The organism is Streptomyces sp. NPDC028368 (assembly GCF_055565615.1).
Genome location: NZ_JBVHTY010000008.1, coordinates 207,853 through 221,473 on the forward strand (window position 1 = coordinate 207,853; position 13,621 = coordinate 221,473).

Genomic DNA, 13,621 nt, shown 5'->3' on the forward strand with positions numbered 1-13,621 from the left:
TGGTCGGCGATGCGGTTGCGGCAGTTCTGATCTGCGAGGTCGCGCAGGGAAGGAAGTTATGCCACCAGAGTCTCCTCCCGTTCGACGAGGTGGCCGCGTTCGAAGCGGGCGCCGACGCGGACAAGGGCGACGAGGTGGGGTGCGTTCACGGCCCGCCAGCGGGCCTGGGCGGACTCGATCAGCTTGAAGACCATGGCGAGCGCGGCGGCGCGGCTGCCGGCGCCCTTGGTGAGCTTCGTCCGCAGCCGGACCGTGGCGAAGGTCGACTCGATCGGGTTGGTGGTCCGCAGGTGGATCCAGTGCTCGGCGGGGAAGTCGAAGAATGCCAGGAGCTCGTCCTCGTCGTCCGTGATCCGCTTGACGACCTTCGGGTACTTCGCCCCGTAGGCCCGCTGGAAGTCGCGGACGGCTTCGGCCGCGTGCTCCTTGTCCTCTGCGTTGTAGATCTCCTGGATTGCGCGCTTGGCCGCGGGCTGGGCGGATTTCGGGAGCGCGTCGAGCACGTTGGCTGTTTTGTGAACCCAGCACCTCTGATGGCGGGTGTCGGGGAAGACCTCGCCCAGCGCGTTCCAGAAGCCGAGTGCGCCGTCGCCGACGGCCAGGACCGCGGCGCGCATGCCCCGGCGGGCGCAGTCCCGCAGCAGGCCCGCCCACGCTTCGGAGGATTCGCGGTAGCCGTCGGTCATCGCGATCAGCTCCTTCGTGCCGTCCGCGCGCACGCCCATCAGAACCAGGACCGCGGCCTTCGCCTCTTCCAGACGAATGCGCAGGTGGACGCCGTCCGCCCAGACATACACATAGTCCGTGGCGGACAGATCACGGTCCTGGAACGCGCTGTGGTCGGCCTGCCACTGCGCGGTCGCCCGCGTCACCGTCGCGGGCGACAGGCCGGCCGAGGAGCCAAGGAACTGCTCCAGCGCGGGCACGAAGTCACCGGAGGACAGACCGTGCAGGTAGAGCAGCGGCAGCACCTCGCTGATCTTCGGGGACTTCCGGCACCACGGCGGCAGGATCGCCGAAGAGAACCTCTTGCGCTCCCCGGTCGCCTCGTCCACCCGCTTGTCGTTGACCCGGGGCGCCTTGACCTCGACGGCTCCGGCCACGGTGGTGACCTTCCTGGGCTGGTGGTAGCCGTTACGGACCACCAGCCGACAGCCGTCACCGTCCCGTTCGTGCGCCAACTCGGCCATATAGGCGTTGACTTCGGCTTCCAGCGCGGCGGCCAGCATCTGCCGGGCACCCTCACGGACGATCTCATCCAGCAGCGAGCTGCCACTTGGCGTTGTGCCGTCCTCGTTGACTACCGTAAGCAGTCGGGTAGCCGGGACACATTGCTGCGTCCCGGCCCCCTCAGAACCGGACGTGCGAGTCATCCCCGCATCCGGCTCAAGCTGGCCTGTGGCTGCCGGTGAGTGTCATGTTTCCGGTCGCCAGCGTGTACCTGGCGATGACAGGTCGTGTGGATCAGCTCCAGGTTGCTCGGGTGGTCGCTGCCGCCCTTGCTGCGATAGGTCAGGTGGTGCACGTGGATCGCCCGGAGGCTCCCCGTGAACCAATTGGCCCAGTCCTGAACGTCGTCCGGGTCGAACCCGGCTCCGTCGATCAGATCCAGTCCGCACCTGGGGCACAGCCCCCGCTGACGGTAGGCGAGGGAGAGAATCTTCTTGGGCTCTCCCACCGCCTGAACCCGCTTGCGTCGACGGTTCCCCCAGTACTCTTCCAGCTCCGGATCATCGGGCGACGCGTCGTCCTTGACCAGGGTGTGACGCTGGATCGGCATCCAGGAGGCTTGCTGCAGGTAGTGCTCGGGGGTGCCGAACACCCACTTGCTGGACCTACCTGGCTGGAACTTGCCCCAATACCTCCGTTTGATCCATCCCCAGGGTTTGCGGCGATGCCGTCGCATGGCCCAGCGTTTCAAGACCTCGAAGGTGTGGGCGTCCAGTAGGTTGAAGGTCTCCTTCGAACAGACAGTCCGGTAGTACGTGGACCAGCCACGTACGAATGGTGACAATGCCCTGACCAGGGTTTCAGTGGGCGAGCCGCTGTTCTCCCTGGCCGTGGTACTGATCCTCTTCCGGGCTCTCTGCAGGGCCTCCCGGCTCGGCTTGATGATCAGCTTTTCGCGGAACCTGCCGACGTTGAACCCGAGGAAGTCCACCCCGTTGGAGAGGTGCACCACCCTGGTCTTCTCCTCGTTGAAGGAGAGACCTCGGGGTTCGAGCCATTCGGCAAGGTCATGCTTGGCCTTGACCGCCTCCTTCTCCGTGGTGCAGAAGACCACGAAGTCGTCGGCGTACCGAACCAGGGCCGGCGAGGTCGTCTTGGCGTTCCAAGGTCGGTTCGCTCCGATGACCTCTCCCATCCCATGGAGGGCGATGTTCATCAGCAGCGGGCTGATGACGCCGCCTTGCGGGGTGCCTTCAGGCGTTGAGATGAACCGCCCGTCCTCCATGACCCCAGCTCTCAGCCACCCCCGGACCTGCCGTCTTCCTGGGAACAGGCCAACGGAGTCCATGAGGTGCTGATGACTGATGTGGTCGAAGGCGGCTGACAGGTCGGCGTCGAGGACCCACAGTCGCTTGGCAGTCTTCCGCCCGGCGACATTGAAGATCATCTCTATGGCGTCCCAAGCTCCCCGTCCTGGCCTGAAGCCGTAGCTCCTGGCCTCGAACCTAGCCTCCCACTCCGGTTCAAGCGCGTTCTTGAACCTGGCCTGGTCGACCCGGTCCCGGATCACCGGGATGCCCAGAGGGCGCCTCTTGCCGTTCGCCTTCGGGATGTACACACGACGTACGGGCCTGGGGTGGGACATGGGGTCAGCAAGTATCTGCCGCGCCATCTTCCCCCGCTTCTCCGGAGACAGAGCCTTCTGCCCGTCGATTCCCGCCGTCTTCTTGCCGGTGCTGACCTGGCAGACCCGCCTGACACTCGTCAACGTGTTGGCCCTGGACCGCAGCATCAGCTTTTGCAGGTTACGCACCTGCTTCATGTCATTCTCACGGGCAGCCCTGAAAATCCTCTGACGCAGCCGCTTTACAGACGTCTCTTCTCGGCTCCAGTCAATGCTGTGCCAGAACTCGGCGTCGCCCTCGGGTCCGTTCATCCGGGGGTCGACGATGGCCGACTCGGTCAACGCAGCCTCCCTTCAGTCCAACTTGTGCCTCGGTGCAAGTGCTTGCTCATCGTCCCTTCATGGCCTACCTGGTCCACGTCAGCCGCCTTTCGGCTCCAGCCACAGGCTGGTGTCCACCGGGTTATGGGCCGCCAGGTGGAGACTCCTGGTCGGCGGCCGCTTCCCCTGGGCTTTCGCCCTGGTGGCGTTCGCTTCTTGGACCATCCTGTTCCCGCACGGGGGTTCGGCCTCCGTTACCTTCGGCTTACCGGCTGACGAGGCCGGACCCGTACGGGGTTTCCGTGTTCCACATCGTGCAGTTACGTCCGGGTGGGGTGCTCCCTTTCCGCCGTCCTCCGCGGTGACCCACAGGCCCCTTCCCGATGGGGACCTGCCGCGCCGGGCTTCCCAGCCCTAGAGGATTCCACCGCCGAGTACTGGCCATTGAGCGGTGTAAGTCTGACGACGAGTCAACGAGAGTTCGTTTTCACTCACCCTTCCGGACTTCCCCTTCACCTGTAGCCTGCGAATGGCCCGCGAGCCCTTGGGCTTGACCACCTCCGCTTAGCACCCCGGGATTACTCCCGGCGCACCGGAGGCTGGGGACTGACCGTTGGTCACTGGTCAGGTCCGCATGACTTGTCTCCTCTCCTGCGGACTCTGCGTGCGATGTGACTTCACGTCGCACCAGGCGTGCCTTCCCGACCGACGCTGCGAACGTCGGCCTTGCTCGATGACCTATCGATCGATCCATCGGGAAGGTACGCCTCGCTCCGTCACGCCGATCCACAGGTCCTGAGCATTGCTCCCGCAGGGCACGGGCGCGTTCCAGGTGATCGACCGATGAGCGACCCTCTGCTGTCCTACGCCCTGGAAACGGACCCCGACCCGTTCCCCGTGGGCGGCACCGCCACGCTGCGGCTGACCGCGCGCGGCGGCGCACGGCCGGCGTACTGCAAGCGGATCGTGGTGGCCGTGCCCACGAGAGCGGGCGCCGGCGAGCTCACCACGGCGCCGGGCTCGCTCGTCCCGGCGGTGACGGGCGGCGAGGCGGCGGACCAGGGCGGCGGCTGGGACGTGGCCGTGACGACAGCACCGGGAGAGGCGGTGTTCACCCTCACCCCCCGGGAGGGCCGGGGCTGGCTCGCCGGCGTGACCCCGCTGACGTTCACGCTCGGTCAGGTCCGGGTCAACACGGCGACCGGCACGGCACGACTGCGGATCACCGAGGAGACCTCCGCCGACGGCGTGGCGTGGGCCACCCCCGAGGCCGACCTTCCCGTGCCCAAGTTCCCCGAGGGGTTCGTCTTCCGGGACCTGCGCGCGAAACGGCCCCATGTGAACAACGGGGACCGCGTCACCCTCACTTAGGAGGGCTCCCCCGCCAACTACACGATGGACTGGGGCCGCAGGCCCGTCGAGGTCACCGAGGACGGCACCTGGACCTCACCGTCGCTGCACAACACCACCGTCTTCCGGCTGGCGGCGACCCTGCCGGGCACCACCGCGGAACGGGTCCTGACCACGATGGTGACGGTGGCCCGCCCGCACCTCCGGCTCACCGACCTGCGGGCGGACGGCCGGATCCGCAGGTTCGGGGCGAGCCGGCCGCTCACCGCTCCCTCCCCCGGTGCCCCGGCACGCTACATGGCGCCCACCGACGGGGTACTGCTCGGCCACGTCCGGGCGCGCAACGGCGGAGAACCGGCCTCCCTCCGGGTCACGGTCCTCGCGGACGACACGCACGTGTACGGGCAGCGGTTCGTGTCGGACAACCTGGACCGGGACCGGCTGCCCTCGGAGACCCCGTTCCATCTGCCGTGTCCGAAGGCTGCACGGTGGTCGTCTCCGCGGAGGGCTCCGCAGACGACGACTTCGGCCTCACGTGGATGCCATACGGTAACGGCCCGCTGGTGCCGCGGGAGTGACGGAGCCGGGGTGCGGCGCCCGGACTCGCGCGCCGCACCCCTGGTACCGCTGCTCGACCAGGTCGCCACCGTCCACCCCGGCATCCGCAAGGTCTGGGTCGACGGCGGCTGCCGCAAGCACTTCGTCGAACACGCCGCCAGCCTCGGCGTCGACATGGACGACGCAGCGACGGATCCCCTGCTGCGGCGGTACCCGACGACGTCAGCCAGGTTGAGAGGAAGCCAAGAGGGTTCGCTGTCTCTGGCATGCCGTCGCGGCGGCCGGCCCGGGGCGAGCCGGGTGCGGCCAGACACGAGGGCGGAGACAGTCGACAGCACGCTGCGGGCTGAAGGTCGTCAGCGGGCGCCGGTCGACCGGCCGCCGGGTAGCGTGCGCGCGGAGCCGTCCGTAGCCTCGGGTACATCCACGCCCGTGAAGGCCACGGCCCTCGTCTGCCGCGTAACGACCCCGCCCTCTGCTGCACTTCGGCCACCGCACCCGCCTCGTCACCGCTGCCCTCCCTACGCCGTCGAGAACGGCGAGCCGGAGCACAGCAAGACCGCGTCGAACACCACGCACCAGGCCCATCCCCGAACGCAGAAACCCCCGCCGGAGCCAGCCGACGGGGGTTCCTCACCTCTCACCTGCTATCACAGTCGCCCCTATGCCGGGGTTTCCGCGGGTACCGGCCTGACCAGGTTGAAACCTCTCGGGCGGCATGGCGTTTGAGGCATCGGATGATCTCGCATCGGGTCTTGCCCTCCTTGGTGCGGCGCGCCTAGTAGTCCTGGGTGCGCGGGTCGTAGCACAGGCAGGTCTGCACGATCCGGTGGAGGGCGGCATTGGCCTGCCGGTCGGCCCCGCGGTTGAGCCGACGGTAACGGTGTCGGCCCGAGGAGTGCTCGACGGTGCTGACCTCGCATAGCACGGCGAAAGACGCCTCGCCGCCCAGGCGTTCCGGGTTGTCGCCCCTGGTGATCAGCAGGGTGACGGCACTGTCCGGACCGATGCCCATGAGCAACTGCGGGAAGTAGCGGCCAACGACCCGGGCCAAGCGCTGTTCCAGTTCACGGATCTGCCCGATCAGCTGCTCGATCCGCTGGGCCAGCAAGCACAGGGTGATGAGGGTGGCCTGCACCACGACATCGCCGCTGTCACCGTTGCAACCGCCGAACCGTGCGCAGGCGCGGACAGCGCGGGGAGCCTCGGCCGGCAGCGCGGCGCCCGCCTGTTGACGCTCCCTCCACTGCGCTCCACGAGCAAGGCGGCCGCGTGGGGTCCGATCCGTGCTCACGCCCGGCGTCGTGGGCTATGGCTTCCGCTTGGCTCCGGCCTCGCAACCGACTTGTTCGCTCGTCCCTGACTCAGCAACAGGCGAGGGGATGGCTCTCGACGGGCCAAATCGAGCGACGGTGATGCAGCTTCGTGCCAGCATGAGTCACCGTGATCAAGACGCAGACGGTTGCCGAGGAGCCAGCGTGAGACAGAACGTCGGATTGGCGATATCCCTGGCGGCTCTGGCGCTGCTGACCGCGTGCGGGGGTGCCACGGGAGACACCCATCCCTGCACCCTGGTGGATGCGCCCGCCGGGATCCGAGTAGAGGTCCACCCGCAACTGGCGAACAGGGTGGCTGACGCAACCCTTACGGCCTGCTGGGACGGCACATGCCGGCAGCGCACGCTCCAACTTCGGGAGACCCCGTCCGACGAACCGCCGACCCCGGGGAACCCCGTGATGGCCACGGAATCCCCCGCCGCCACACAAAGCCCAGCAGCGAGCCCGACTCAAACCCCCAAGCCCTATACCGGACCTGGCTTCGCGGCCGTACCTGGCCTCCCGGAAAAGTCGATTCACGTCAGGCTGGTGTTCAAGAACCAGCAGGGCGCCGTCGTGCTCGACCGACCGATCAGTGTCACGCCGAAGCCCACCTATCCCAACGGCCGCAACTGCTCGCCGGGCGGCCACCAGGCACACCTGACGGTCACGAAAGACGGCTCACTGATCCCACGCTGACCGTGCGCTCCACAAATGATCTGCGCCGGAGAGGCGCTGGGACCACCCGAGTCTGCAGGGGATGACGATCGAACGGGCCCAGCGTGCGGCATTCCTTCTGCTGGGTACGTTTCCATGTACCCAGCTGGGTACTTTCACGCGAACGCCGATGGATGTCGGCGTACACCTGAACGCGGCCAGTCAGGTACAGCCATACGTCCCCGCCCTGAAAGCGGTCGAGTACATAAGGGAGGGCCGGGGTTCGCCGGCTCTCTCAGGGGCGGGGCATGTCGGGCTGGCAGGGCGCGCCCTACGCTTCAGCGCGTCGCAGAGAGGCAGGCGTACGCCCGATGAAGTCCCGCGCAGTACGGGTGAGGTGGGCCTGGTCGGCGAAGCCTGCGGTGGCTGCGGCCAGGGCAGCAGTCGAATCCGGCAGGTCGGCGATCGCGGTGCGGAGCCGGCCCCATCGGCGCAAGCGGGCAAGCGCGATGCCCACGTCCTGCCGGACCAGGGCGCGCAGCCGCGGGGCCGACAGGCCGACCTCGTCGGCGATGGAGGTGATGGGCATGTCCGGATCGCACAACGTGCACAGGTGGATGGCGTGAGCGACTCTCGGATCGAGCGGGGTCGGGTCCCCGGCGAGTGCCCGTAGCTCGGTGTATCCGGCGGCCAGGTCCACACCGGCGTCGGGGCCGTGGGAATCGGTGGTGCCGAGGGCGGCGAGCAGGCGGCGGACCTCGTCGGCATCGAGCCGTATCGACTCCGGGTGGGAGGGCAGCAGCCAGGAGTCGATGAACAGGGCGATATAGGGAGAGGTCGCCGCACAGCTGTGGGCCAGCTGGGGCGGAACGATCAGCCCGGGTGCCGCCACCATGGGCCGTCCCGGCTGGAGGAGTTCGGCGTGGCCGCCGATCGGCAGCACAGCTTTCCACGCGGGCAGCCGGTGTAGGGCGACATGGAATGGGCGGGATTCGGCGAACATCGTCGCTTCGGTGCCGGAGGCGAAGACGATGCGGCGATCGTTTTGTTCAAGTGCCCAGGCACGAGGTGAGCGGATCATCGTGCCATGCACGCTATCGCTGCCGCCGGGTTGGCGGTGTTCCTGGTCGTCACGGGGGTCATGCATTTCCTGGCCCCCGGCTACTTCCGCATGTTGGTGCCCGCGTGGCTCCGCCGGGAGCGGCTCCTTGTGGCAGTCACGGGGGCGGCGGAGGTCGTGGTGGGTGCGCTGGTGCTGGTTCCGTGCACCCGGCCGGCCGGGTGCTGGGGCGCTGCCGTCCTGATCGCCTGTTACCTGGTGTCCCATGTGGACGCGTTGCGACGCGCGCGGCGGGACCGGCCCCGGCTGCTGGAGCGGCCGGTCGGTGCGGTGGCTCGGCTGGTGGTGAACGTCCTGTACATCGTCTGGGCGGTTGCCGTGGCCGGATCAGCGGCCTGATGCCGATGCACAGGGATTGATTGTCCAAGGTGGCAGCGAAGGCCGCCGTAGTCAGAGGAAGTTATGCCATGAGCCATCGCCTCGTCGTCGTGGGTGCCGGTTACGCCGGTCTGCTGGCGGCCAAGCGCCTCGCCCGCAAGCTGCGCCGCAGCGATGTCACCGTCACGCTGGTCAATGCCTCAGACCAATTCGTGGAACGGGTACGGCTCCATCAGCTTGCCGCCGGGCAACGATGGGCGGCGCCGTCGTTGCGTCAACAGCTCAGCGGTACATCGGTCCAGCTGGTCGTCGCACGCGTGACCGCGATCGATGCCACTGGCCGGACCGTGTGTATGGACGTCGCGCCCGGAGCGATCGGCTACGACACCCTGGTGTACGCGGTGGGCAGCCGGGCAAGACTCGACGATGTCCCCGGGGCGGCCGAGCACGCCTACACCGTCGCCGACCTTGAGCAGGCGACGCGGCTGCGGCACAGGGTTGCCGAGATTGCATCCGGCGGCACGGTTGCGGTGGTCGGCGGAGGGCTGACCGGCCTGGAAACCGCCTCGGAGCTCGCCGAGAGCTATCCCGAGCTGCGAGTCCGGCTGTTCACCGGTGCCGATGACGTCGGGTCCGGGCTCGCGCCCCGAGCCCGGACCCACCTGCGGCGCGCTCTGGACCGGCTGGACGTCACGGTTCATCCGAAGACCGTCGTCGCGGCGGTGCGGGAGGACGGCTTGGACACCCGAGATGGCGCGCTGTTCGCCGCTGACGCCGTTGTGTGGAGCACCGGGTTCCGTGCGCCGGAGCTGGCCCGCGCGGCAGGGTTCGCCACGGATGAGAGCGGCCGGATGCTCGTCGACGCCACCCTGCGCTCGGTCTCGCACCCTGAGGTGTACGCCGTCGGTGACGCGGCTGCCGGGGTGTCGGTGAGCGGGGCACCGAGCCGAATGTCCTGCCAGGCAGCCCTGCCCATGGGCCGGGGTGTGGCCGATGTCGTCGCGGCTCGGCTGACGGGCCGGGCGCCCGGACCCGTTCGGATCGGTTACACCTTCACCAACATCAGCCTTGGCCGGCGTGATGGTGTCGTTCAGTTCACCCACGCCGACGACCGCCCGCGCAGGTTTGTCCTGACGGGACGCGCCGCGGCGGCTTTCAAGGAGACTGTCGTGCGAAGCACGGTACGTTCCGGGCCGCGCGGCGAGTCGGGCAGGAATGAGTCGGATTCCTGAGCCGGCCCGCCTACCTCAGACGAATCTGCGGACCTCACGAGGTCCGCTCACGAACGCGCACCAGCACCTGGGGACGTTCACCTGTACGTGGCTGGGGAGCCAAGGTCGTACGCCGACACACGGTGTCGAACGAGGCACCCGGGAACGGCAGGGCTTGAGCGTCGGCTTCCCGCAGGTCTGCTGTCCGGCCGAGCTCGGCGGCTCGGCGGCGGGCGATGGCCAGCATCTTCGGGCTCCACTCGATCCCGGTCAGCCGGACGCCGGGCGGGTAGAGGGGAAGGTTGAGGCCGGTGCCGATGGCGACCTCCAGGACGTCGCCACTGGCCTGGGAGCAGACCCAGGTGCGGCTCTCGCCGAACAGGGTGCGCTCGAAGGACCGCATCTGCCGGTCGTAGGAGCGGGCGGGCTTGTCCCAGTAGTGACGCAACCGCCCGGTGTTCCTCGGCTCGGGCACACCTTCATCCTCACGGCGACCGGCGTTCCCCGCACCCGAGCCGCTACGGCGAACGGCCCGGCCGGGGGCTTCCCGACTGGGCCGCTACCTCGGTCTCAACTCAGTCGGCCGGCCGGGCCTTGTACTCGCCGGCCTGTTCCACCGCCGCCACGAGCGCGGCGACATCAACGTCGGCGCCTTCTTCGAGGCAGACGGTGGTGCGGCCGGCGTTCATGTCGGTGGTGGAGGAGTGGACGCCGGAGATGTCCTCCAGCTCGTCGTCGATCAGCAGGCCGCAGCTGGAGCAGTGCATGCCCTCGATCTGGAGCAGCACCTGCGGTCCGCCTTCGGTCTCGTTCTTGCGGCTGAACAGCTTCATGGGATTTCTTTCTACTGGAAGTTGATGGCGCCGGTCTTCATGCCCATGGCACAGGAGAAGCGGAGCGTGCCGGGCTTGCGGGTGCCGAGGTCGAGGGTGGTATCGCCGTTGCTCTTGACGATCTCCCGGACGCCGAGTGCGGGGATGGTGAAGGCGCGTGCGCAACCGCTGGCGTCCTTGCCATGCAGCACCAGCGTGGTGGGCTTCCCCGCCCTCGCGGTGAACTGGGTGGGGGCGTAGAACTCCGTCACGGTCAGCGTGATGAGCTGCTTGCCGGAGGCATCGATCCGCACCGGCGCCTCGGACGCCGAGTCCTGCCCGTCTCCGCCTCCCGAACCATTCCCGGGCCCAGTCTGAGATCCGCCCTCAACGGTGAACGGTTGGCTCGCCGCGGCCGGCTTGCCCTGGCTGGCGAAGGAGACCCAGCCTCCGGCTTGCAGTGCGGAGGCCATCGTCCACACGGCGATGGCCAGCACCACCACACCGGTGAGCGAGGCCAGGCGGCCGGACAGCGCCCGGCTCGTACGGCGGAAGAGGTAGCCGAGCACAGCGAACAGCGGCGCGGTGCCGAGCACGAACCCGGCCATCACCGCGGCGCCGGCCACCGCGGATCCGGAGGTGATCGCGACCAGCTCCATCGACAGCGTCACCCCGCAGGGCACCAGGACGGTGGCGAAGCCGATCAGGGCCGGGGTGATGACCGAGTCGGTCCTGGCGCTGCGCCGCAGCACCCGGCCGAACGAGGCCGGCGGCCGGGGCACCAGCCGGGCCACGGCCTTGACGCCGAACAGGTCCAGCGCGAACAGCACCATGAGCAGCCCGGCCACCAGCAGCAGCACCGCCTGCGTACGAGGGCTGGGCTGCAGGGCATCGCCGAAGACCCCGAGCAGGACGCCGAGGAGGGAGTGGGACAGCAGCTTCCCGGCGAGGAACGCACCAACCGGGGCCAGGGTCTTGGCCGTGAGGTCCAAGGACGTGGCGGAAGCGCTGTGTGGGGCGTCCGCGTCCGCACTGCGCGCGGAGGCCGGTCGCTTCGCAGAGGACTCGGAAGATTTGAAGGACTTGGAGGACTTGGAAGTGTCGGGAGCGGGGGCCTGGGCCCGATCGCGGCGGGTGACCGCGCCGGCCAGCAACCCCCCTTGAACGGCGGCGCACGAGGCGCCCCCGGCGAGCAGACCGGTGCTCACACCACTGATGAGCAAGGTGATGGACGACGGCATGCGTCGTGACTCCTGTTCGGATACGACGGCACGCGCACGGAGCAATGGGATACGGGCGTGCCGAGGCGGACGTGAGGAAGATCGGCGTCCCGCAAGGCAGCAACAGGGGCAACCTCACGGGCGTCGAACCATCACGTCCGCGACACGCACAACCGGTGGAGATCAGGAGGGGCCAGCGCCGGAGGCGGCGCGTTGGGCCGCGCCACCAGGGCCGCCGCAGAGCAGCCCATCGCTCCCGGCAGACCGGCAAGCGCCGGGACCGGCTGGACATCGTGGAGAAGGGTGGCCTTGGCAGCGGTGCACTGCTGCTCGGCCATCGGGCAGTGCGGCGCTGCGTCCGACGAACCAGCCGCCATCGGCACCGCGGACGGCGCAACATCGTGGGCCGACAGATGCCCGGCCGCATGCCCACCGGCCATGGCCGAAGGCGTCCCCATCGGTCCCGGCACCGGCATCGCCATCGCGGGACGGGCCAGCCCTCCCAGGCAAAGCAGAAGGACGCACACCAGAAACGCCCCGGACCAAGCCCGGAGCGCCGACGGTGCGCGTCTCGTCATGCGGGCCATGCTAAAGCACGCCCGTCGTTCGCACCGTGAGCCGGGGCGCACGCCGGGCCGGCGCCCCCAGCGGCTGCGTCTCGACCGCTGACCTGGGGATTGAGGGGATTCACTCGCCCTTCGGCCAGTTGTAGCTGCTGGGCACGTTGACCTTCTGGCCCGCAGGCCCGTAGACGAGGGCGATCTCGTCGTGCGCCTTGAACTCGATCGCGGCCGGGTTGCCCCGGATCTCCTTGCCCCTCCGGGGGCTCGCGGGACATACGGAGGTCACTCCTCTCCCGAACCGGATCAAACGCGTCGACACGGACGCGGAGATTCCGGAAGAACCACCCTCATCAAGGCTAGGCGCCGACCGGCAATGTGAGCATCGCCGGGTCCTTGACCTTGCCCTCGGAGGAAGGTTTTAGCGTCGTCAGCGTATGCAGCACGAAGCCAGAAGGAAGTCACCTCATGGCAATCGTCGAAGGCGAGGTGTACCGCTGCCCGGACGCCGAGTGCGGCTGCGGGATTTCCATGGAGAAGGTCCGCTGACCGACCCGCCTCATATTGGAGGGCCTGTGATGGACAACCCGACCGGGGCGGTAACGCTCACCGTTGGTCCAACGTCAGGAACGCCGCGCAGCCCGGCATCGGGCGGTGCATCAGGCGGCTGCACCAACAGCAGGGCATCCGGGGTCAGTGCCTGCTGTTGAAGAACCCGATGATCACCGCTCCCCACCAGCAGAGCTGAGACACCGCAGCGGTGGCCGCGCCCCACATCAGGACCCGGGGTGCCGGAGCGGGCACCGCATGGCGGGACAGGCGGTGGGCGAGCACCTTGGCCTGCAGGCCATTGAGGGTGAGGACCAGTACGAGGGCCAACTTGGCGCGGGTAAGGGCGGAGCCGAGGTCCGGGTGGAGCAGGGCGCCGCTGGCAACCAGGCCGGCGAGGCCCGCCCAGACCGGGGTGTGGAGCCGGCCTGCGGTAGTGAGCGCTTCGGACAGGGCGCATCTGCCCGTCAGCCACAGCAGGCCGTAGTAGTCGATCACCAGGACCGCGCCGAAGCCCAGCATCAGGGAGGCCAGGTGGATGAAGAGCGCCACGATGTGCAGGGCCGGGTCGGGGTTCAGGTGGGCGGAAGCCCACAGGCAGGAGGCGAGAGCGAGGCCGGCCAGCAGGGCGGCGGCGCCGACGGCCCACCAGGAGTCGTGCAACCGCAGCGATGGGGTCTGGCATGCGGAGGTGGTGGTTGCGGACAGCGATGGCACGTCAGGCTCCAGGCAGGTCACGAACAAAGAAGGCAAGCCTTACCTAAATTCCTCCGCGCCGGTCAACGCCCGGGGGCGGATCGGGCGATGCGCCGATCAAAGTGTGGCCTCGCCGAGA

General features: G+C 68.6%; 15 protein-coding genes and 1 pseudogene. 5 read left to right on the top strand and 11 right to left on the bottom strand.

Annotated features, from left to right (window positions below; translation table 11 throughout):
- Nucleotides 1–56 precede the first annotated feature (56 nt).
- The gene (locus tag ACZ4S3_RS20345) at nucleotides 57–1,313 is read right to left on the bottom strand and encodes an IS256 family transposase (protein WP_467936465.1); all 1,257 of its coding nucleotides are present in this window, start codon (nucleotides 1,311–1,313) and stop codon (nucleotides 57–59) included.
- Nucleotides 1,314–1,369: 56 nt separating this feature from the next.
- Nucleotides 1,370–3,106, bottom strand: coding sequence for a group II intron reverse transcriptase/maturase (gene ltrA, locus ACZ4S3_RS20350; protein WP_467936467.1), 1,737 nt, complete (start codon nucleotides 3,104–3,106; stop codon nucleotides 1,370–1,372).
- A gap of 852 nt (nucleotides 3,107–3,958) precedes the next feature.
- Between ltrA and ACZ4S3_RS20355 the strand changes: the two genes are divergently transcribed.
- Entirely contained in the window at nucleotides 3,959–4,486 is a 528-nt protein-coding gene (locus ACZ4S3_RS20355) for a hypothetical protein (protein ID WP_467936058.1), read from the top strand.
- A gap of 17 nt (nucleotides 4,487–4,503) precedes the next feature.
- Here ACZ4S3_RS20355 and ACZ4S3_RS20360 read toward each other — a convergent pair whose 3' ends face one another.
- Nucleotides 4,504–4,731, bottom strand: a complete 228-nt coding sequence (locus ACZ4S3_RS20360) for a hypothetical protein (RefSeq protein ID WP_467936497.1) — start codon at nucleotides 4,729–4,731, stop codon at nucleotides 4,504–4,506.
- A gap of 361 nt (nucleotides 4,732–5,092) precedes the next feature.
- Between ACZ4S3_RS20360 and ACZ4S3_RS20365 the strand changes: the two are divergent.
- A pseudogene (locus ACZ4S3_RS20365) lies at nucleotides 5,093–5,236 on the top strand (IS5 family transposase); the annotation flags it as partial.
- A 565-nt stretch (nucleotides 5,237–5,801) separates the two neighbouring features.
- On the opposite strand, the gene ACZ4S3_RS20370 reads toward ACZ4S3_RS20365, so the two are convergent.
- Nucleotides 5,802–6,317, bottom strand: a complete 516-nt coding sequence (locus tag ACZ4S3_RS20370; RefSeq protein WP_467936060.1) for a transposase — start codon at nucleotides 6,315–6,317, stop codon at nucleotides 5,802–5,804.
- A gap of 571 nt (nucleotides 6,318–6,888) precedes the next feature.
- Between ACZ4S3_RS20370 and ACZ4S3_RS20375 the strand changes: the two genes are divergently transcribed.
- Nucleotides 6,889–7,038 carry a hypothetical protein gene (locus ACZ4S3_RS20375; protein ID WP_467936062.1) on the top strand — a complete coding sequence of 50 codons (150 nt, stop codon included), beginning with the start codon at nucleotides 6,889–6,891 and terminating at the stop codon, nucleotides 7,036–7,038.
- A gap of 289 nt (nucleotides 7,039–7,327) precedes the next feature.
- On the opposite strand, the gene ACZ4S3_RS20380 is transcribed toward ACZ4S3_RS20375, so the two are convergent.
- Nucleotides 7,328–8,077, bottom strand: coding sequence for a helix-turn-helix domain-containing protein (locus tag ACZ4S3_RS20380; RefSeq protein ID WP_467936064.1), 750 nt, complete (start codon nucleotides 8,075–8,077; stop codon nucleotides 7,328–7,330).
- A gap of 6 nt (nucleotides 8,078–8,083) precedes the next feature.
- Between ACZ4S3_RS20380 and ACZ4S3_RS20385 the strand changes: the two genes are divergently transcribed.
- Nucleotides 8,084–8,455, top strand: a complete 372-nt coding sequence (locus ACZ4S3_RS20385; RefSeq protein ID WP_467936066.1) for a MauE/DoxX family redox-associated membrane protein — start codon at nucleotides 8,084–8,086, stop codon at nucleotides 8,453–8,455.
- A 68-nt stretch (nucleotides 8,456–8,523) separates the two neighbouring features.
- Complete coding sequence (locus ACZ4S3_RS20390; RefSeq protein ID WP_467936068.1) at nucleotides 8,524–9,666, top strand: NAD(P)/FAD-dependent oxidoreductase; 1,143 nt, start codon at nucleotides 8,524–8,526, stop codon at nucleotides 9,664–9,666.
- 34 nt (nucleotides 9,667–9,700) lie between these two features.
- Here ACZ4S3_RS20390 and ACZ4S3_RS20395 read toward each other — a convergent pair whose 3' ends face one another.
- From ACZ4S3_RS20395 to ACZ4S3_RS20420, 6 genes are all read right to left on the bottom strand, one after another.
- Complete coding sequence (locus ACZ4S3_RS20395) at nucleotides 9,701–10,120, bottom strand: class I SAM-dependent methyltransferase (protein ID WP_467936070.1); 420 nt, start codon at nucleotides 10,118–10,120, stop codon at nucleotides 9,701–9,703.
- A 100-nt stretch (nucleotides 10,121–10,220) separates the two neighbouring features.
- On the bottom strand, nucleotides 10,221–10,478 hold the full coding sequence (locus tag ACZ4S3_RS20400) for a cation transporter (protein ID WP_467936072.1): 258 nt from the start codon (nucleotides 10,476–10,478) through the stop codon (nucleotides 10,221–10,223).
- A gap of 11 nt (nucleotides 10,479–10,489) precedes the next feature.
- A complete protein-coding gene (locus ACZ4S3_RS20405) occupies nucleotides 10,490–11,698 on the bottom strand; it encodes an urease accessory protein UreH domain-containing protein (protein ID WP_467936074.1) in 1,209 nt (402 codons plus the stop codon).
- A gap of 131 nt (nucleotides 11,699–11,829) precedes the next feature.
- Nucleotides 11,830–12,255, bottom strand: a complete 426-nt coding sequence (locus ACZ4S3_RS20410) for a hypothetical protein (RefSeq protein ID WP_467936076.1) — start codon at nucleotides 12,253–12,255, stop codon at nucleotides 11,830–11,832.
- A gap of 109 nt (nucleotides 12,256–12,364) precedes the next feature.
- On the bottom strand, nucleotides 12,365–12,526 hold the full coding sequence (locus ACZ4S3_RS20415; RefSeq protein WP_467936078.1) for a hypothetical protein: 162 nt from the start codon (nucleotides 12,524–12,526) through the stop codon (nucleotides 12,365–12,367).
- Between the two features lie 404 nt (nucleotides 12,527–12,930).
- A complete protein-coding gene (locus ACZ4S3_RS20420; protein WP_467936080.1) occupies nucleotides 12,931–13,503 on the bottom strand; it encodes a hypothetical protein in 573 nt (190 codons plus the stop codon).
- Nucleotides 13,504–13,621 lie beyond the last annotated feature (118 nt).